17 protein-coding genes are annotated in these 17,773 nt (G+C 42.9%); 10 read left to right on the top strand and 7 right to left on the bottom strand.

The genetic code is table 11. From position 1 onward, the window contains the following. Together H0Z23_RS07175 and H0Z23_RS07180 are read right to left on the bottom strand one after the other, a co-directional pair. On the bottom strand, window positions 1–1,171 hold a 1,171-nt coding region (locus H0Z23_RS07175), incomplete at its 3' end, for a hypothetical protein (RefSeq protein WP_296868633.1). Between the two features lie 83 nt (window positions 1,172–1,254). Next, complete coding sequence (locus tag H0Z23_RS07180; RefSeq protein WP_296868634.1) at window positions 1,255–1,440, bottom strand: hypothetical protein; 186 nt, start codon at window positions 1,438–1,440, stop codon at window positions 1,255–1,257. Window positions 1,441–1,582: 142 nt separating this feature from the next. Here H0Z23_RS07180 and H0Z23_RS07185 point away from each other — a divergent pair, with 142 nt between their 5' ends. Continuing rightward, window positions 1,583–1,744, top strand: coding sequence for a hypothetical protein (locus tag H0Z23_RS07185; RefSeq protein ID WP_296868636.1), 162 nt, complete (start codon window positions 1,583–1,585; stop codon window positions 1,742–1,744). 85 nt (window positions 1,745–1,829) lie between these two features. Here H0Z23_RS07185 and H0Z23_RS07190 read toward each other — a convergent pair whose 3' ends face one another. Together H0Z23_RS07190 and H0Z23_RS07195 are read right to left on the bottom strand one after the other, a co-directional pair. Then, the gene (locus tag H0Z23_RS07190) at window positions 1,830–2,231 is read right to left on the bottom strand and encodes a hypothetical protein (protein ID WP_296868637.1); all 402 of its coding nucleotides are present in this window, start codon (window positions 2,229–2,231) and stop codon (window positions 1,830–1,832) included. 23 nt (window positions 2,232–2,254) lie between these two features. Further along, the gene (locus H0Z23_RS07195; protein WP_296868639.1) at window positions 2,255–2,647 is read right to left on the bottom strand and encodes a hypothetical protein; all 393 of its coding nucleotides are present in this window, start codon (window positions 2,645–2,647) and stop codon (window positions 2,255–2,257) included. A gap of 85 nt (window positions 2,648–2,732) precedes the next feature. Here H0Z23_RS07195 and H0Z23_RS07200 point away from each other — a divergent pair, with 85 nt between their 5' ends. Beyond that, entirely contained in the window at window positions 2,733–6,023 is a 3,291-nt protein-coding gene (locus tag H0Z23_RS07200) for a hypothetical protein (protein WP_296868641.1), read from the top strand. A gap of 60 nt (window positions 6,024–6,083) precedes the next feature. Here H0Z23_RS07200 and H0Z23_RS07205 read toward each other — a convergent pair whose 3' ends face one another. Continuing rightward, entirely contained in the window at window positions 6,084–7,094 is a 1,011-nt protein-coding gene (locus H0Z23_RS07205; RefSeq protein WP_296868643.1) for a proline racemase family protein, read from the bottom strand. A gap of 161 nt (window positions 7,095–7,255) precedes the next feature. Between H0Z23_RS07205 and H0Z23_RS07210 the strand changes: the two genes are divergently transcribed. Further along, window positions 7,256–8,401 (top strand): FAD-binding oxidoreductase, encoded by a 1,146-nt coding sequence (locus tag H0Z23_RS07210; RefSeq protein WP_296868644.1) that lies wholly within the window; start codon window positions 7,256–7,258, stop codon window positions 8,399–8,401. A 32-nt stretch (window positions 8,402–8,433) separates the two neighbouring features. Here the strand turns inward: H0Z23_RS07210 and H0Z23_RS07215 are convergent, their stop codons facing one another. Both H0Z23_RS07215 and H0Z23_RS07220 read right to left on the bottom strand, forming a co-directional pair. Continuing rightward, window positions 8,434–9,426 (bottom strand): ornithine cyclodeaminase family protein, encoded by a 993-nt coding sequence (locus tag H0Z23_RS07215; protein ID WP_296868646.1) that lies wholly within the window; start codon window positions 9,424–9,426, stop codon window positions 8,434–8,436. Window positions 9,427–9,453: 27 nt separating this feature from the next. Beyond that, window positions 9,454–11,004 (bottom strand): L-serine ammonia-lyase, iron-sulfur-dependent, subunit alpha, encoded by a 1,551-nt coding sequence (locus tag H0Z23_RS07220; protein WP_296868647.1) that lies wholly within the window; start codon window positions 11,002–11,004, stop codon window positions 9,454–9,456. A gap of 282 nt (window positions 11,005–11,286) precedes the next feature. Here H0Z23_RS07220 and dctP point away from each other — a divergent pair, with 282 nt between their 5' ends. The 7 genes from dctP to H0Z23_RS07255 form a co-directional block, all read left to right on the top strand. Then, window positions 11,287–12,300 (top strand): TRAP transporter substrate-binding protein DctP, encoded by a 1,014-nt coding sequence (dctP, locus tag H0Z23_RS07225; RefSeq protein WP_366928884.1) that lies wholly within the window; start codon window positions 11,287–11,289, stop codon window positions 12,298–12,300. A gap of 89 nt (window positions 12,301–12,389) precedes the next feature. After that, the gene (locus tag H0Z23_RS07230; protein WP_296868661.1) at window positions 12,390–12,959 is read left to right on the top strand and encodes a TRAP transporter small permease; all 570 of its coding nucleotides are present in this window, start codon (window positions 12,390–12,392) and stop codon (window positions 12,957–12,959) included. Beyond that, on the top strand, window positions 12,956–14,272 hold the full coding sequence (locus H0Z23_RS07235; RefSeq protein WP_296868649.1) for a TRAP transporter large permease: 1,317 nt from the start codon (window positions 12,956–12,958) through the stop codon (window positions 14,270–14,272). The genes H0Z23_RS07230 and H0Z23_RS07235 overlap by 4 nt, the downstream gene beginning before the upstream one ends. Window positions 14,273–14,291: 19 nt before the next feature. Continuing rightward, a complete protein-coding gene (locus H0Z23_RS07240; protein ID WP_296868650.1) occupies window positions 14,292–14,504 on the top strand; it encodes a hypothetical protein in 213 nt (70 codons plus the stop codon). Between the two features lie 190 nt (window positions 14,505–14,694). Next, a complete protein-coding gene (locus H0Z23_RS07245; protein ID WP_296868652.1) occupies window positions 14,695–15,393 on the top strand; it encodes a GntR family transcriptional regulator in 699 nt (232 codons plus the stop codon). Window positions 15,394–15,407: 14 nt separating this feature from the next. Continuing rightward, complete coding sequence (locus H0Z23_RS07250) at window positions 15,408–16,343, top strand: glycyl-radical enzyme activating protein (RefSeq protein WP_296868654.1); 936 nt, start codon at window positions 15,408–15,410, stop codon at window positions 16,341–16,343. A 3-nt stretch (window positions 16,344–16,346) separates the two neighbouring features. Next, the coding region (locus H0Z23_RS07255) for a pyruvate formate lyase family protein (RefSeq protein ID WP_296868656.1) at window positions 16,347–17,773 on the top strand (1,427 nt) is incomplete at its 3' end.

Consider the following 17,773-nt stretch of genomic DNA (forward strand, 5'->3'; position numbering starts at 1 on the left):
TTTTCTTGTTGTCTAAAAAATAATTTTTAATTTTTATTCTAAATGCCTCATTAGAAGCAAATTCTATTGCTAACATGGCCAATGCGGCGGCACCTACAACCAGTGCCTTGTGGGCCTCTGGCTTTTTGGTTGCTTCTGCGAATTCTTTGGTGTGTCTTTGTATTGGTTTCTTGCTTATGGATATGAAGGGGTGAACCATGGGGCAGATTTGGCTTATATTGCCGGCGTCAGAGGCTCCCTCAAAAGACCATTCATTGTCTTCTTCTACTTCAAAATGCATGGACTTAAAAATGGGTATCAAAGCCTCTTCAGCAGGTCTATTGGGAAGAAATTCCCAAAGGTCGTGGCCTACGATCTTGTGGTTTGTTTGCAGGCCTCTGTTTTGAGCAATCCTTGAGGCTTCTTTGTAGACGTCCTCAAGAAATTTATCAATCAGGGTTTTTTTAGCAGAGCAAAATACGAACCTGCCTGTTATCTGTGATGTTGCCTCAAAAGGATCTTTCTCCCCGTTTAGGACTATTCCACTGACCAAGGCCCCATGTGGGCCTTGTGTTTGTAGTTTCTCTAAGGCTTTCACGAAATCAGCGAAAGCTGCTAAAGGATTTGGCCCCATAAGTTGACCCCAAGGTAGTGCTTTACCGTCTGTGGTAAAACAAAAATCCCTAGTGCTCATAGCTAGAGAGCGGTAGCTTACGTTGCTCTTTCCGGAAGTTACATGAGCCATCAATGCAAGGTCTGTGCCCCTTAAATGGCCTTTTTCAGCTAGATGGGCTTTAAAATCTCCTATTTCTTCAGAGGGGGTTCCTAGTGCTGTAATTTTAATTGGTGGAAGAAGAGGGGCAAATCGGGACAATAAAACTGCGGAAAGGCTCGTCAGAGCGCCACTCAGATTATGTCCGCAGCCATGACCTATTCCCTCCAGGGCGTCATACTCTATAAGGAAGGACAATGTCGGTCCTCTTTTGCCAAAAGTGCCACGGAAGGCAGTTTGGGTAGCTGCGAATGGTTTCTCTATGCGAAAACCAAATTTTTCCAAAGTTTGAGTGTGCAAGAGTGAAGAATTATATTCCTTTGATGAAACTTCAGGTTCATGAGCCAAAGCATTGCTAAGTTCCCAGAAATTGTAGGAAAGTTTCGAACTCAAAGTGAGAACATCTGTAATGCTAATCATGGTGATATGTTTGACCTTTCATTTGTTATGTTTATAGGAATTAGGAGAAGGTTGAACCTTCTCCTAACAAGGATTGCGGTTACTTAGAGCTCTTCTGGTTCACAAAGGTTCTCCGGCTGTTTTGCGGCACGGCCACATCGTTTACATATATATTTGGCATCTTTTACAAGTTTTTTATAGTGGTCCAGATTGGCTTCAAGTATTCCTAAATTGTGAAGATAGCATAAGTGGTTTTCGTGACCTTCATGTGGCATATTAAACTTTGGCATGCTTTTTTCCTCCTTTTTTTCTCAACTTAACTAGTCTTACTTCACTGCTCTTAATTAATCTGCTAAAATATATAATAGCAAAGATTGAAGATTTTGACTAGAATTATTATTCGTTGTATTGAACAATAAGGAGGTGTTTTACGTGAAAGAGGAAGCCAAGGTAGTAGTCACTAATTTGAATTGTACTTCAGCCTTAGAATGTTTCTTGGAGGACGGAGTAGAGGAACTCAGGAATTTATTGGATGATTTGGATGATGGTTGGATAGAGGGTATGAGTATAACTTCTGAATATAAAGACCAATAGCATATTGGGTTGAAACTTTAAAATAAATGTCGTGTGGGCTGATTATATAATCAGCCCACACGTGCTATAAGGGTTTGTAGAATTTTTATAGTGAAAACATTCCAAGGGATAGGATTATGATTCCTAGCAAGTACATGAAGATACTATAGCTCCAAAAGAATAAGATGTCTTTTTGAATGAGCGGCAATATTTTCTTGCGGGCTTGCTCATAGTGGAACAGGAAGAAATAGCTTTTGGGCAGTGCGAGAGTTATTAGCAATGTTATAACCCACGAGAAGGGCACCTTAGTAGTGAACTCTACGTACCAAGTTATGGCAACAATCAACAAGCTTATTGCACCAGTTACCCATAGCCAAAAAGGCTGCCTTTCCGGAAGAATGTATTCGAGCACGAAAGCCCTCCATCTTTCTCTAAGTAACAATACTATAGGAGCCAGAGTTATCATTATGACGCCTAAGACTAGTGCTATAAATTTGAAGTAGTACATATTGATTCCCCCCTTTATAAGTTTTATTCGGTGGGAGTAACGGTTCCCTCAGGGAAAATTTGCTCACATATGTCGTTTTGAATATCTACCTTGAACCAATACCCCTCAACTGGGCCTATCTTGAAGCCTTCCCTGTTTAACCTGTTTAATGTATAGCTTACTATGTACTTGCCTTTTTCTTCTGTTGGCTTTATGCCCCACCCGATAAGTTTGAACTTACCTTCTTTGCTGACCTTTGACACAAAAGCTTGCAGTTTTTCTTTCGGCAAATAACTTTCCTTTACAATTTGTATAGCCTCGACTTTGGCCTCTATACGGGACCAGAAAAGAGAAAAAGCCCCTAAACATATTATAAAGACTAACACTACCAGTAAGTATGTTTTGCGGGGAGTCAGCGAATTCTTTTTAGAAACCATATTTTTAGCCACCTCCTGTTTATATTATGGCATATAATTTAAAATAATTTTGGGGTTTATATTTGTGTTTTAAAAAGGAGTTGTTATGTTGATAAGGGCTTTGCTTTTTTTGCTGGTGTTTTTGAACTTTTTAGGCTTGCCATTGACCCCATCTTGGGGCTTTAACTGTGCAGCCGACCTGACCATAACATCTACCGATACGTTCTTGCTTGCTGTGAAGGAAGTGCAGCTTGAGGACGTTAAAGAAGCTTTTGTGAAGCATTTTGGAAAAGACCCTCTAAGGTGGCCTACTCCTTTCAAAGGGATCCACAAAATAGGTACAAAATGGTCTTCAAGGGCCATGAAGAGCAAATATTATAGGAAAGTTTTAAGTGAAGAAGACAAGCAGAAGATGCTTCTTCAGGTAAATGACCCTGCAGAATATTGGGCAAGAAACATATACAACGGTTGGGATTATGGTGAATGGTTTGACCCTTCTCACTTGACGGTAGAAGGTTTGCCACTATGTTTTTTAGATCGCTATTTGGAGGAGGTCTTTCCTCTGGCATGGACCGACATAAGGAGCACTTTGAGAGTTAAGGAGTACATGTTAGGACTGAAAGATTTTCAATTTAAACCTTATAACAGTTACGACAAAAAAGTTGCCCTAAAGAGGCAGCAAGATGTTTTTGCTTATAACAACAACATTATAGAAGCTGCAAGGCGTTATGATCCTGAAAGGGATGTCGCGTTCTTGTCTTTACTGCCAAGGTTTGTAGACACCTATTGGCCAGGAGATGAAAAGGTTGAAAGGAAATTAGAGGAACAAAAAAAGAAGGTTGAAGAAATAGTTTCTCAATCGGTAAAAAGAACAGAGCATTTGTTCAGAAAAAATTTTTTCGATAACATTCCAGAGATGGCTTATTCCTGGACAAAAGGTTCATCAGTAGAAGGGCACTTGTACATTGACGTTAAACAGCAAAAGGATAAGTCTTTTGAAACTTTAGGCCGCGTAGTTAGGATATATGATGGCCTAAAGGAAGCCAACGGAGAGAAAAGAGCATTTGAGGAGTGGAATGCTTTTGCTCTTCAGTGGAGCTCTTATCCGTTTTTTGATGTTCGGATAGGTGAAAATGCACAAGCCTTTGAAAACAACGATAAGAACCTTGTTTTCATGAGAGTTCGCGAAGGACAGAAAGAGTATTTTTACGTGGTTTCAAGGGGAGAATCTGGTTTAGGGCACAAGGTGGTCATAACCTGTACAGATCCTGAGATACCCCAAAATATAATGGAAGAGATATATGACCAGCTGTTTGATGCCTTTGTTAAAGCTTCAGAAATGGCATATAAAAACATTTTTGAAGATAAAAGCCGTAGCATTTTGATTCCAGGCGGGACCCAAAAGGGCCGCCAGCTGATAGTATCTTGTAATCTAAGTAAGAACGAGAAGGGGATTTTGCTGTTAAATAAAGATACCTTTGTGACTATAAACATACAGGTTAGAGAGAAAAGAGAACCTGTATCAAATGCAAAAATTGTGCTGAAAAAGCCTGAAATTGGAGAAGTATGGTCTCCATTTGTTACCGCTGCAGATGAAGAAAACCTTTATATAACCACTGATCCGTTAGGAAAGAGTAGTGTCATTTTTATACCTCCTAGCATTGATGAGCTTAAAGAAAGAAATTTAAGTGCTAAAGAACTGAGTATACATATTAGCGACCAACAATCTGGCGAAGCTCGGAAGATAAAGTTTAAATTTGAGCTCCCATTGAAACTCAGAACGTGGCTTGAACATGAGGCTATTCCCCGAGGGAACCCATTTTATAATCGGGTGTATTTCCGTATAGATGGAGGCGAACAGCATAATAAGGGAGAAAAATGTAAGGTTATTATAAGGGCTACGAGCAGCAAGGGTCTGTTTTCCTGCTCTCCTGATGGGCCATGGCTTAAAGATCAAATATCTCTGGAGTCAGAATATGCTGAAGAACACTTTGTCTATTACAAGTGGGATCAAAATAGCAAGATGAAATCTCCAGTCGTGGAAACTATAACAATTGAGGCCCCTGAGATAAATCTGTTTGACATAAAGACGTTTATTGTAGGTGTTGAGCCAATGATCAAAAGCGTAGAGATAGCGGAAGGGGAAAAACCCATTCCTGGAACCTATGTGCCATTGAAATTGACTCTTGGAGATAAAACGGAGGGCGAGAGTGATTGGGGCTCTTTATTGAGATCTTATGGGCTTAATCCAGTTTTGGAGATAGAACCTATAGAGATTAAGAAAACTGCTTTTGAGAATCCTAAAAATGAAAAGATATTGGAATTGCTTTTAAGCAGAGTTGCAGGAGTTAAGGCCCCAGGCGGCGCTCTGAAATTTGATCCATCAGATTTTGTCTTTGTAAAAAAAAGTAATTCCCAATGGGTGCTAGTAAAAAGGAATTTGTACCCTGGAGGATTACAAGGGTATCCAAAGGGTCAAAGTTTTCCTGGTTTCATGCCCATGAGTTGGGGGAATTACAGGTTCCGCATAAAGCTGTATTTCGAAGACGAAAATAGTAATGTATATAATGGGCTAACTAGCACTTTTGAAGAAGAAATCCCTATATTCCCTCAGTCGAAAGAGCAAATGGAAGGAGTGTCCTTACTGCCCCTTTTGGTATTTTACAGGGCCTTATTTCCAGATGGGCATATAGGGGATTTATCTAACGATATAGAGATAGAGCGGAGCTTCCAGGAAGGAAAAATAGAAGAAGGGGCGTTTCTTCTCGGAAAGGGCTTTTCCAATATATTTTCTATTCCTGAGGAACTATCACCTTTGGCCAAAATGAAATTGGAGAGACTTAGGATGCTGGCGGCCTGGGCAGATGGCAGAGAACCCAAGAAAGTTCCAATTTCGGAGATAATAAACTCACTTGAGACTTTCCGGGAAAAGCTTCTTGTAACTATCGGAGGAGTGTATGCTGAGGTGCTTTTGGGCGATAGCCGAGAGGATGGAGGTTTGCCTCATTCATTGGATAGTTTTAGCGATACTCAGCGAAGGATATTAAAGGTTATTCAGGCTTTTCTTGATGGTTTTGGCGACTATGGGTTTGTGGTTGTATTTGGTAATGAAATCAATGATTTGGATTTGTACGACAAGGAAAGCGGCAAGCAATTGAAGCCAGTGAGGGACCAGATTTTCACGACAAAAAGCCAGGAAACGGAGAGGGTGTGGGTTTGTGAGACGGGAGCCCTTGTGCCTCTCCGATTGGGCGAAAACCTTGTCATGGACCTTTATAGCACCCATGGCCCTGTTTTGGCCATAAAGATCCTTCCTAATGGAATAAATGTAAGGAGGTTCTGTGTGGATAAGCCTAAAGAGAGAGTGAACATATACGGAGATGTAGTAACTCCTTGAAGTATTTAGTTGTATGAGGGGGATGGGCCCAAGGAGGCCCAAACTCCCTCATAAGATAAATTACCTAGGCAGCAAAAACCCTTCCCCCACCTCATCATCTTTTTGTTTTACCAGGAAGTTAAAGCCCGTTATGCTGGCTTTGCCTTTAATGAAGGGAAATATGCTTTGGAACTTTCCTATCATAGGTCCAGGTTTATAAAATCCTTTGAACACGCTTCCTATAATGCTCTCATGAAGGAAAATCTCTTCAGGGGCGAGTTTCCCTTTTGAAGCAAGTAATGCCATCTTGGCGCATGTTCCTGTTCCACAAGGGGATCGATCTACATTACTTTCGCCAAAAACAACGCAGTTTTTAGTGGGGGCGTTATCTCTTTCAAGGGAAAATTCTACTAGGCCAACGTAGTTTATGTGGGGTTCTGTAGGATGCTCTACTGGGCATCTTTCGTTTACAACTTTAAGAATCTCTTGTCCGACTCTTAAAAGTTCGGGAGCTTCTTCCCTTTCCAGGGAGAATCCTAAGTCTTGAGCTTTTACTATGGCGAAGAAATTGCCGCCATAAGAAATATCGAGGCGAATTTTCTTACCTCCAAGAGAAGGTAGTGGAATCTCTACGTCCGTGGCATATACGAAAGCTGGTACATTTGCCAGTGTAACTTCCCCAACCTTACCATCCTTGTATTCTACGTCCAAAGTTATCTGGCCAGCAGGGGTGTCCAGTACAACCTTTGTCACAGGTTCAGTCCTTGGTACCATGCCGAGCTCCACCAATGTATAGGCTGTTCCAATGGAACCATGCCCGCACATGGACACTCCATCTCCCGAATCCATGAAAAGAACGCCATAGTGGGAGTTCTCTCGCTCTGGGGGAGTTAAAAAAGCCCCAAACATATCGGAATGCCCTCTTGGCTCATGCATCACGAAATCCCTAAAATCCTTTAGATTGGTTTTAAGATATTCCCATCGCTCTTGCATGGTTTTTCCTTTTAGCCACGGTCCGCCTCCTACGATGATTCTTGTAGGCTCTCCCCCAGTATGGCTGTCTACTACGGCAGTAGCTCTCGTCAACTCCATGAAAATCCCTCCTTGCATGCATTATATTATAGTTCAAATTGGCTTAATGTTTGAAACATTCAGTTGAACTCTGTTTCACAAGATTGTAGAATAAAGCAATAATATATAAATATATACATGTTTGAAATTTTTGTCCATGGATCGAGGAGGCGAGTTGGAGTATGGCAAGAAACACAGCGGATGTGGCTATTATAGGAGGAGGAGTTCATGGTTGTTCTGTGGCGTGGCATCTTGCGAAAGAGGGCCTCAAGGTAGTGCTCTTTGAGAGAGACTATCTTTCCTCAGGTGGGAGTGGAAGAAGTGCCGCAGGAATAAGACAGCAGTTTGGTACGGAGGTTAATTGTAAGTTGGCTTTATATAATTTAGAAAAATTTCCGGTACTCCAGGAAGAGCTGGAGTATGAGGCGGACTTGGAGTACGATCCTTCGGGCTATTTGTGGATAGCTTATAGCGAATCTCAGCTTGAACAGCTGAAGAAAAATGTGGAGCTTCAGAATTCTTTGGGCATAAACTCTAAAATCCTGACGCCAGAAGAAATAAAAGAAGTTGCTCCAGGCTTGAACACCGAGGGAATGATAGGTGCCAGCTGGAACGAGAAAGATGGACATATAAACCCCCATACTTTAACTTTTGCTTATGCAGATGCAGCTAAAAGGTTGGGAGCTGTGATACATACTCAAACTCCTGTGACGGGACTTGAGGTCCAAGCGGAGAAGGTTGTAGGCGTTAAAACTTCAAAGGGAGATTGGGATGTGGGATGTGTCGTATGCGCCGCTGGGCCATGGAGTGTGGAAGTAGCCAAATGGATAGGGCTGGATGTTCCCATTGTGCCAGAAAGGCACCAAATACTGATTACAGAACCCATAGAGAGAATGAAACATCCCATGACTTTGTGCTTGGACGATGGAAGTTACTTTAAGCAGTGTCCAAACGGCACCTTTATGCTGGGTTGGGGTAACCCCAATGAGAAGAAGGATACAAGTTTTGAGTCTTCATGGGAATTTTTGCTTGAGGTTTCCCGTAGGGTATTGGCCAAAATGCCGTGTCTTTCAGGGGTGAGGGTGGTCAGGCAGTGGACTGGCCCATATGACATAACTCCTGACCAACAGGCTATAGTGGGCGCGACACCAGTGGAGGGCTTTTACCTTGATTGTGGCTGGAGTGGTCACGGATTGCAGTTTGCTCCCTCAATAGGAAGAATAATGTCTGAAATCGTAGTGGGTAAAGACCCCTTTATAGATGTATCCGTTTTCAGATTCACCAGGTTTGAGGAGGGAGAGCTATTCTTTGAGCCTGCCTGTATATAATTGCGAGAAGGGGGCCAAAGGCCCCCTTCTTTTTAAAGGTCTACGCTTAGACCCACCCCGGCGTGGGTTACTTTTTTGTAAATATCTTCTGCCACAACTACATCTTGAACGGCTAACCCCACAGTTTTGAATATGGTTATTTCATCTTCACTTTCCCGCCCTACCTTTTTGCCTGCTACAAGTTCGCCTAGCTCACCACTTATCTGGTCTTCTAAGAGTAGGCCTTCTTTTAGAGGTTTTATCAAGTCGCCTGATTCTTCCAAAACAGCTTCTCGCGAATCTAGGAAGAGCTTGCCACATTTGCCAAAGATTAGGGGATCAAGCTCTTGCATGTCGGGGGTGTAGGATCCTACAGCGTTAATATGGGCTCCCTTTTTTATGTCCTTAGCATTGAAGACAGGACCTCTCGCTGTGGTGACAGTTGTTATGATATCAGCACCATTAACGGTTTCTTCAGGAGTGTTAGTAGCTGTAAGCTTTACCTTGTTGAATGGGGTATTTGCTTTAATTTTTTCTATCAGGTTTGTTGCTCTTTCCCTGATGGGATCAAATATCCTTACTTCCTTAAGCGGCCTTACGGTTATCATCGCTTCTATTTGGGAGGGCGCTTGTCCACCAGCCCCAAATATTGCTCCTATTTGGGCATCCTTTCTGGCCAGCAGATCGGTAGCTGCGCCGCTTGCAGCTCCTGTTCTTATCTGAGTTAAAACTGTTCCGTTCAAAATGGCTTTAGGCATTCCAGTAGTTGCATCCATAAGAGTCACAACAGAAGGGATTGCAGGCAGTCCTTTCGAAGGGTTGTCAAAATAAACGGAGACTATTTTTATGCCTACTGCGTCCAGCGGGTCTTTTACGTAGGCTGGCATGAAGAGGACTCGGCCGTTATGTTTTTGGATAGCCAGATGGGTTCTTAGAGGAACGTCGGTTGAGCCTTCAGAAAATAGCTGAAAGGCCTTTTTAGTAGCCTCAACAGCTTCCTTCATCGTATAGACCTCTTTAATTATCTCTCCACTTATAAGAAGCATCTTTCATACCTCCTCAATAAAATTTGTCTAGTTTTTTAAATCCAACCTTGGCAGGGCTAAAGCAGATGGACAAACAGCTATGCCTCCCCTTGATGTGCAGCGGAGTTCCTCAGGGAGCATACGGCCTACGCTGTCCACGGCATCTATTGTTTCATCCAGAGGGACGAGGTTTTGGTAGCCGCCCAGTATAAGGTCAGCACACAAGAAAGCTTGAGAGGCTAAGGCAGCGTTTCTGGTGTGGCAGGGGATTTCCACTATTCCCTGGATAAGGTCGCATACTGATCCCATTACATTTTGAAAGAGTATGGAAGCGGCATCACAGGCTTGGCTGGCTTTTCCTCCTGCAGCTTCTACTATCGCTGCAGCGGCCATTGCCCCTGCAGCACCTATTTCTACTTGGCATCCTGCTACTTCAGCTGCAAAGGTGCTTCTTTGGTCCAAAAGAAGCCCTATGGCACCAGCTGCCCACAGGGAACGTACAGCTTCTGTCTTGCTGAGTCCCATATCTTTTATGAGTGTTGCCATAACTCCAGGTATAAGGCCTGCTGAACCCCCCGTTGGTGCTGCACATACTACTCCTCCCGAGCTGCTTACATGCATGGCTGCCATGGCCCTTGCGGCAGCCTTTAAGTGAGTACCTCCAAGAAACACTTTGCCTCTTTCTTCTGCTTCCATGATTTTTTTGGCAGTTGGCCTAAGTAACTTCATGGATATTTTTTCGTTTTTCAGTCCTTCTTCCACTGCGTCTAACATTAAGTGAAGTCGTTTTTCCATTTCGCTGTTTAGAAAGTCAATGGGCAGCTTTAGAATTTCATGTTCATAAAAAAGTGCCGTTTCCCCTAACGACCAATCATTTTCATTTGCCAACTCAAGCAAGTGCTTTAGATCCCTAAATAATTCTTTGCCTGCAAGAGGGAACATTACCGGCCTTGCGTACTTTAGTTTTTTTGCCAGCTGTGATTTTTTAAGGATGTCTATAAGGTCACTTGAAGGTTCGAATGGAGAAGAACCGTGCAACGTCAGCTTGTTGTCGCAGGTTGTTTTTTCTATGTTCTCTGTCCATTGTTTAAGTAATTGAATTATTTGTTCTTCTGTGCCTGGGGTGGCTTCAATCAATATTTCATGTCGGTCACCTTTGATTAGGACGGGGCAGCCGTCGACGGATGTTATTTCTATAGACCCTCCCCCGACAGATTTGGCATGTAGCCTTACAGAGGATCCATCTTTGGCCTCCAATACAACTAGCAAGCTGTTGGGGTGATCGGCTTCAGGGAACTTTTCCAGCTTAAATGAAACGGAAAGTCCCATCTTTGGAGCCAGATCTAGAACCTCAAAAAAGTCAGGATCTGTTAGGTCTTTGCCCAGGAGCCCTGCTACTAAAGCCAAATCACTTCCCTGATCGTGATAACAGATGGCCAGTGAACTGGTTGGATCCATTAAGAAAGTAGCTTTGCAGGGCTTGCTCCCCAGCAGATCTTTGGCAAGCCTTCCGATTCTCCAAGGACCAGCGGTGTGAGAGCTTGAAGGCCCCCTCATTATGGGACCTATAACGTTATTTAAAATACTTACTTGCTTCATCTTTTCTCCCATCCCCTCATTCTTTGCTTTTCTTGGTTATTGCAAAAGCACAAAAAACACTCTCTATATTTTCCTAATATCTTGACAAAGTGCAAGCAGAAAATATAGGATATAAAATGTCTTATATCCAATGTTTAATATATCACATATTGAATAACATTTGCCTCAATTGAAGAAAGGGGGGTGTTCAGAGAAGAAGAGAGTAAGTTAATGTCACATTTTGTGTTGTGAAAGTAAAAGGGGAGACTTAGGTGAGTGGTTTAATGAAAGGAGTTGGAAGAAGTGGGTAAAGCGAAAACGTGTGTAGGCGTTGTGGTGGGTCTTGCAATGGTTTTGATGTTGTTCGCAGGTACAGCCTTTGCAGCGCCGGAAATTACCTTGAAATTTGCGGGACAGTCTCCGGCGGACCATCCTGCGACGATGTTGATGAATGAGATAGCAAAGGAAGTGGCAGAAAAATCAAACGGTCGTATTGAAGTTAAAGTTTACCCTGCCAGTCAGCTAGGAGACTATGAGCTAGTATACGAGGAAATGATTCGTGGAACTATAGATATGTCCTGCACCTCTGTGCCTAGCCAGTTTGACCCCAGGCTGGAGTTGGTTTATATCAACGGCTTTGTAAAAGGTTATGATGACGTCAAAAAGATCTTTGCGCCTAACGCTTGGCTTTTTAACAAGATGGACGAGTTAAACCAACGTTTGGGAGTGAAACTTCTTGGGTTTTTCATTGAAGGTATGATCGGCACAGGCACTGTAAAGCCTGCCAACGAGCCCCTTAACCCCGCAGTGGACAAAGGCGTTTTGATTCGAGTACCCAATATGGATGTTTACAAGCTTGCTGCTGAGGCTATGGGATACAGAACAGTGACCATACCGTGGTCCGATGTTTATCAGTCTCTACAGACCGGAGTTTGTGAAGGTGTAAACGGCTTTTCCGTGGCGGCTGCCTACACTATGTTGAGGGATGTGCTCAAACATTGGTACATGACTAACTATTCCCTGGAGTGCTTGAACTATATGATAGGCATGAAAACATGGAATAAATTGAGCCCTGAGGATCAGAAGATTATAGCTGAAGCCGTAGCACACGCAAGCGCGAAGAGTATTGAGGAAGCCAAAGCAAACGATGAAAAATATATGCAACTGATGAGGGAACAAGGAATAGATGTACATACCTATACCCCAGAAGAGCTTGAGCCTATAGCAAAGGCCTGTGCTAGCACGTGGCCAAAACTCGAGAAGAGAATGACTAAAGAGTTAATTGACGAGTTTAGGAAAGAGCTTGGGCCGAAATAATTTTCTCTAGAATTATTTTAGGGGCCAGAATGCATTCTGGCCCCTAAGTGTTGGCTATATCAAAAAGCAATAGGGGAGTGTTCGTTTTGGTGAAAAAGCAAAATAATATAGTCGAGATTGAAGAATCTGTAGGATTTAAACGACCGAGTAATATTTTTGACAAGATAGTGATAAATTCTTTTTCTTTGGTCACCTTTAGTATGTCCATATTGTTGACTATTCTGATATCTCTTGCTACGTTTACACGCTATATACTAAAAGGAGATCTTTATGGTTATGAGGAATGGGTCAAGCTTTTGGCATTCTGGCTTTATTTTTCAGGAGCTGCCATCGGTGCTTTCAATGGAACTCATGTTTCTGCCGATTTGGTTCAATCTTACGTGCCTGATGGCAAACTAAAGAGATTTCTTGTTTTTTTGAAAGATTTGGTAACCGTGGGAGTTACGGGGCTTTTTGTATGGTATGGGTACGACTTTTTTATGTTTGGATTTAGGGGGCCTTTGGGTACCGGCGTGGCTATTCCAATGACTACTATTTGGAGGATACCCCTTTGGACGTCCTATCTTGCCGTTTTCCTGGGATTAATTTTTATGCTCTACTATTTCTCCGTATACCTTTTTAAGAGTGCCAAAGAACTGTTTTTAGGAGGTTCGAAATGATTTACATTGCCATTCTTATATTGTTAGTTTGTCTAATGTTAGGTGTGCCTGTGCCTGTTAGTTTTATGGCTTCTTCAGCATGGCTTATTTTCTTTGGTGGGCCTGATGGTACTGGTTACCAGGCGACGCAGCTTTTGCCTTACGCATTCAGCAAGATAAACTCGGTTCCCCTGATAGCTATTGCCCTTTTCATAATGGCCGGTGGCATCATGGAAAGAGGCAAAATAGGCGAAAAGCTCATAGATTTGGTAGATGTTTTTGTGGGGCACATAAAGGGTGGTCTAGGAGTAGTTGGAACCATCTCCTGCGCGGTTTTCGGATCGATATCAGGGGCGGCATGCGCAACGCTTTCCTGCATTGGGACAATCATGTTCCCCAGGTTGAAGGCAGAAGGTTATCCTAGGGGGCATTCTGCAGCTTTGATGGCTAATGCGTCGCTTCTTGGTCTTTTGATACCTCCAAATGCCACACTTATAATTTTTGCTTGGATAAGCGGCCAGCCTGTCCTTGCTTGTTTTTTATCTACAGTTGTCCCAGGGTTGTTGACTATAACATTGATAAGCCTGGTGAACATTTGGTTGCTCAGAGACAACAAGGAAGTTTTAGTAGCTCATCGTAGGAGCAATGAAGAAAAGTGGCGATTGTTGAAGGAAAGAGGAAAAGTTGCTCTTCCGGCCTTATTGCTTCCCATTATAGTCCTTGGGGGAATATATGGAGGTATAATGACTGTCACTGAAGCTTCCGCTGTTGCAGTCCTTTACGCTATTCCCGTCGGCATGTTCGTCTATAAGGGGTTTGATTGGAAGGGCTTATGGGCCCCGGTTGTGGAGTCTGCGGTTACCACAGGGGTAATTATGGCCATGCTCTTTTCTGTGTCCATGTTAAGCCGCCTGTATTTGTTGGAAGATCTGCCTTCGAGGCTGTTGGTGCTTTTCAAGTCGGTCTCAGAAAATAGGTGGGTCATTCTTTTCATGATCAACATCTTCCTGGTGATAATGGGCATGCTCATGGACGACATCAGTGTGGTTGTCCTTACTACTCCTGTATTGATGCCCATAATTATGGAATTGGGTTTCAGCCCAATTCATTATGCTGCAATTGTTGGCGTAAATACTGGATTAGGGTGCATTACCCCTCCTGCTGCTCCAGTCTTGTACTTGGCGGGGAGGCTCAACAACACACCTATAGACGAAATGATGAGGCCGGCCCTTTACTTTATGTTTTTGTGTTGGGGACCAGTGCTTATATTTACGAGTTATTTCCCCAAGTTGGTTTTGTTTTTGCCTCATGTAATATTAGGGACACCATGGTAAAGACGAAGGAGGTGTTGGGTTGTTTTATAGAAATTTGTTTGCGGCCCTATGTTTTTTGTTTTTGCTGGTTGGACTTGCGACATCTTCGGTCTACGCTTATTGGCTGTGTCTTTTCTGCGGGGCTTTTTCCAGGACAGCTGTAAAGAAAAAGTGGCCTGATCCTCCTTATGCTCAAAGGATTTTAGAAATTTGCAAAAATTTTCTAAAATCGTCATTACAAGAGAAAGCATAGCGTGCATGAAAGTCAAGCAGCCTATGCAGTTAAAATGTTATAAGGAACTTAGATAACAGCTTGCGCAGAAGGCTAGATGTCAGATAAGTTTGATTTGTTAAAATAGATATACTATATACGGAACAATCAGAGTTGTTCTAATATCAAATATCTGATATATTAGATATCGAATAGGTGGGATGGATTAGGCATGTTAAGTAAAGAAGTTATTATGACCAAATCTTTGAGGGAACAGGTTTATGAATATTTAAGAAGGAAGCTTAATATGGGGGAGCTTAAGCCTGGTGCTTTTTTGAATTTGAACGAGATGAGCGCTAAGTTGGGAATAAGCAAAACTCCCTTGAGGGAAGCATTGATTCAGCTTGAATTGGAAGGGTTTGTCGTCTTTTATCCCAGGAGAGGTATTATGGTTAATCCTTTGACAAAAAAGGACATACGCCATGCTTACGAGATAATAGGTGCCCTGGAGGCAGCCGTGATCCTTTCTAATTTCGATAAGCTGAGCTCTGATGAGAATATTAGGAGGCTGGAAGAGGAAAATAAATTGATGCGCGAGGCGTTGGATCGTGACGATTTTGATACTTTTTATGAGCATAACATTGCATTTCATAACGTATACCTTAATCTCTCCGACAACGAAACTTTGATTAAGACCGTTATGACTTTAAAAAGCAGGTTATACGATTTTCCGAGAAGAAAAGGTTTTGTTAAAGAGTGGGAAGTGATTTCTACCGGGGAACATGAAACATTTGTAGGTCTGATAAAAGACGGCGATGCAAGAGGAGCATCGGAATTTATAAGAGACGTTCATTGGTCGTTTAAAGTTCAAGAGAGGTTCATAAATATATATTATGCGGAGGCTGAAGCTGCTGAGAAGTCGGCCAGATAAGTTAGTTTGGTAAAGTGATTTCTAGAGAAAGAAGGAAGTGCGCTTTGGAAAAAGGGGTAATTTTTGACATAAAAAGATATTCCATACATGACGGACCTGGAATAAGAGATACAGTTTTTTTGAAAGGATGTCCTTTAAGATGTTGGTGGTGCCACAATCCAGAAAGCCAAGCCTTTGAGCCAGTTGTGATTTATAAGGCAGATCGGTGTATTGGATGTGGAGCTTGCGAGAGAGTATGTCCGAAAGGAGCCATACGCTTAACACAAAGAGGTTTTGTTGCTGATCCAGAGCTTTGCGATAACTGTGGTGCATGCGTAAAGGCCTGCCCAGCAGAAGCCAGGGAGCTTATAGGGCAGGAAGTTACTACCCAGTGGATTATGGACGAGATAGAGAAGGACGTGCTCTTCTTTGATGAATCCAAAGGCGGAGTGACCTTTTCTGGTGGGGAGCCTCTTTCTCAGCCTAAATTTCTTGAAGAGCTTCTGATGGAATGTAAGAAGAAGGATATCCATACAGCGATTGACACCACAGGATATGCACCGACAGAGGTGCTGATGCGAATAGCCCCATATGTAGACCTTTTCTTATATGACATAAAACTTATGGATGAAAAAAAACACGAATTTTATACTGGCGTCTCGAACCAACTAATACTTCATAACCTGCATGCTTTATCAGAGAGCGGAGCTTCAATTTGGGTAAGGGTGCCAGTAATTCCAGGAGTGAATGACAGTCAAGAGGAGCTTGATGCCATATCAAGTTTTGTGAGCACCCTTGGCGGCGTGGAGCATGTTAATTTGCTTCCATATCACGGAACGGCAGTTCACAAATATGAACAGCTTGGGATGAGTTATCTTTTGAAGGATCTGAAAAACCTAACTAAAGAGGAAGTGGGAAAGTTTTCCCGTATTTTTGAGGATAAAAACCTTAAGGTTAAGATTGGAGGGTAAAAAATGAACGAGCGAATTAAGAGGCTCAGGGAGGAAAGTTATGAGACTCCAGTTACGTTGGATTACGAAAGAGCTGAGATCATAACGGACTTTTACAGGGAAAATATAGGGAAATACTCCGTTCCAGTTATGAGGGCCTTGGCGTTTAAGGAGCTGTGTGCGAAAAAGACCATATACATAGGTAAGGACGAGCTGATTGTAGGTGAAAGGGGCCCCAAGCCTAAATGTGTATCTACCTATCCAGAGCTTACATGTCATTCGCTGGAGGATTTGGAGATTCTGGACAAGAGGGAGAAAACCCCTTACAAAGTATCCGAGAAGTGCAAGCAAGTCTACAAAGAAAAGGTCATACCCTTCTGGAGAGGTCGATCCATGCGAGATAGAATCTTTGAACAGCTTGACGATGAGTGGAAGGATGCCTATGCTGCAGGTATCTTTACCGAGTTTATGGAGCAGAGGGCCCCAGGTCATACGACATTGGACGGCAAGTTTTATAAGAAGGGCTTAGAAGACTTCAAGAGGGAAATCGACGAGTCCATTGCATCTTTGGATTTCCTGCATGATCCTGAGGCAACTAAGAAGAGAGAGCAGCTTAAGGGAATGCGCATAGCGTGTGACGCTGTGATACTTTTTGCTGACCGCCATGCAGAGTTGGCAGAAAAAATGGCAAAAGAAGAAACAGACCCCAAGAGGAAAGCAGAACTTGAAAGGATAGCCTCAAATTGCAGATGGGTACCGCGTTATGCTCCCAGAGATTTCTGGGAAGCCCTTCAGATGTATTGGTTCATGCACCTTGGAACTATCACCGAATTGAATGGATGGGATGCTATGAATCCAGGTCACCTGGACAGGTATTTCTATCCTTTCTACAAGAAAGACCTGGAAGAAGGGAAAATAACGAGAGACTGGGCGAAAGAACTCCTTTCTGCTTTCTGGATCAAGTTTAACAACCATCCAGCACCTCCAAAAGTTGGAGTTACGGCGGCTGAAAGCGGGACTTATAATGATTTCACCAACATAAACCTTGGAGGGCTGTTGCCCGACGGCTCTGACAGCGTCAACGAAATATCCTACATGATGCTGGAGATAATGGACGAAATTCACTTGTTGCAACCACAGGCTAACATCCAGTTGAGCAGAAAGACTCCAGATCGTTTCCTCAAAGCTGCGTGTAGAGTCATAAGGAAAGGCTATGGATATCCGTCTGTATTTAATGCTGATGCGGTAATAGCAGAAATGGTAAGAGCTGGTAAAACGCTGGAAGACGCCCGAGAGGGAGGAACAAGCGGTTGCGTCGAGACAGGAGCTTTCGGAAAAGAAGCATACATTCTTACAGGATACCTTAATGTGCCTAAAATACTTGAAATTACCCTTAACAATGGCGTTGATCCCATGACTGGCAAGAAGATAGGCATTGAGACAGGCGATCC

Origin of the sequence: Thermovirga sp., assembly GCF_017656375.1 — a bacterium.
Classification (GTDB): domain Bacteria; phylum Synergistota; class Synergistia; order Synergistales; family Thermovirgaceae; genus Thermovirga.

What these genes read in the sequence shown, in the direction of transcription:
- H0Z23_RS07180 (WP_296868634.1), bottom strand. Translation starts at nt 1,440, where the DNA reads ATGCCAAAGTTTAATATGCCACATGAAGGTCACGAAAACCACTTATGC.
- H0Z23_RS07190 (WP_296868637.1), bottom strand. Translation starts at nt 2,231, where the DNA reads ATGTACTACTTCAAATTTATAGCACTAGTCTTAGGCGTCATAATGATA.
- H0Z23_RS07195 (WP_296868639.1), bottom strand. Translation starts at nt 2,647, where the DNA reads ATGGTTTCTAAAAAGAATTCGCTGACTCCCCGCAAAACATACTTACTG.
- H0Z23_RS07200 (WP_296868641.1), top strand. Translation starts at nt 2,733, where the DNA reads ATGTTGATAAGGGCTTTGCTTTTTTTGCTGGTGTTTTTGAACTTTTTA.
- H0Z23_RS07205 (WP_296868643.1), bottom strand. Translation starts at nt 7,094, where the DNA reads ATGGAGTTGACGAGAGCTACTGCCGTAGTAGACAGCCATACTGGGGGA.
- H0Z23_RS07210 (WP_296868644.1), top strand. Translation starts at nt 7,256, where the DNA reads ATGGCAAGAAACACAGCGGATGTGGCTATTATAGGAGGAGGAGTTCAT.
- H0Z23_RS07215 (WP_296868646.1), bottom strand. Translation starts at nt 9,426, where the DNA reads ATGCTTCTTATAAGTGGAGAGATAATTAAAGAGGTCTATACGATGAAG.
- H0Z23_RS07220 (WP_296868647.1), bottom strand. Translation starts at nt 11,004, where the DNA reads ATGAAGCAAGTAAGTATTTTAAATAACGTTATAGGTCCCATAATGAGG.
- H0Z23_RS07235 (WP_296868649.1), top strand. Translation starts at nt 12,956, where the DNA reads ATGATTTACATTGCCATTCTTATATTGTTAGTTTGTCTAATGTTAGGT.
- H0Z23_RS07245 (WP_296868652.1), top strand. Translation starts at nt 14,695, where the DNA reads ATGTTAAGTAAAGAAGTTATTATGACCAAATCTTTGAGGGAACAGGTT.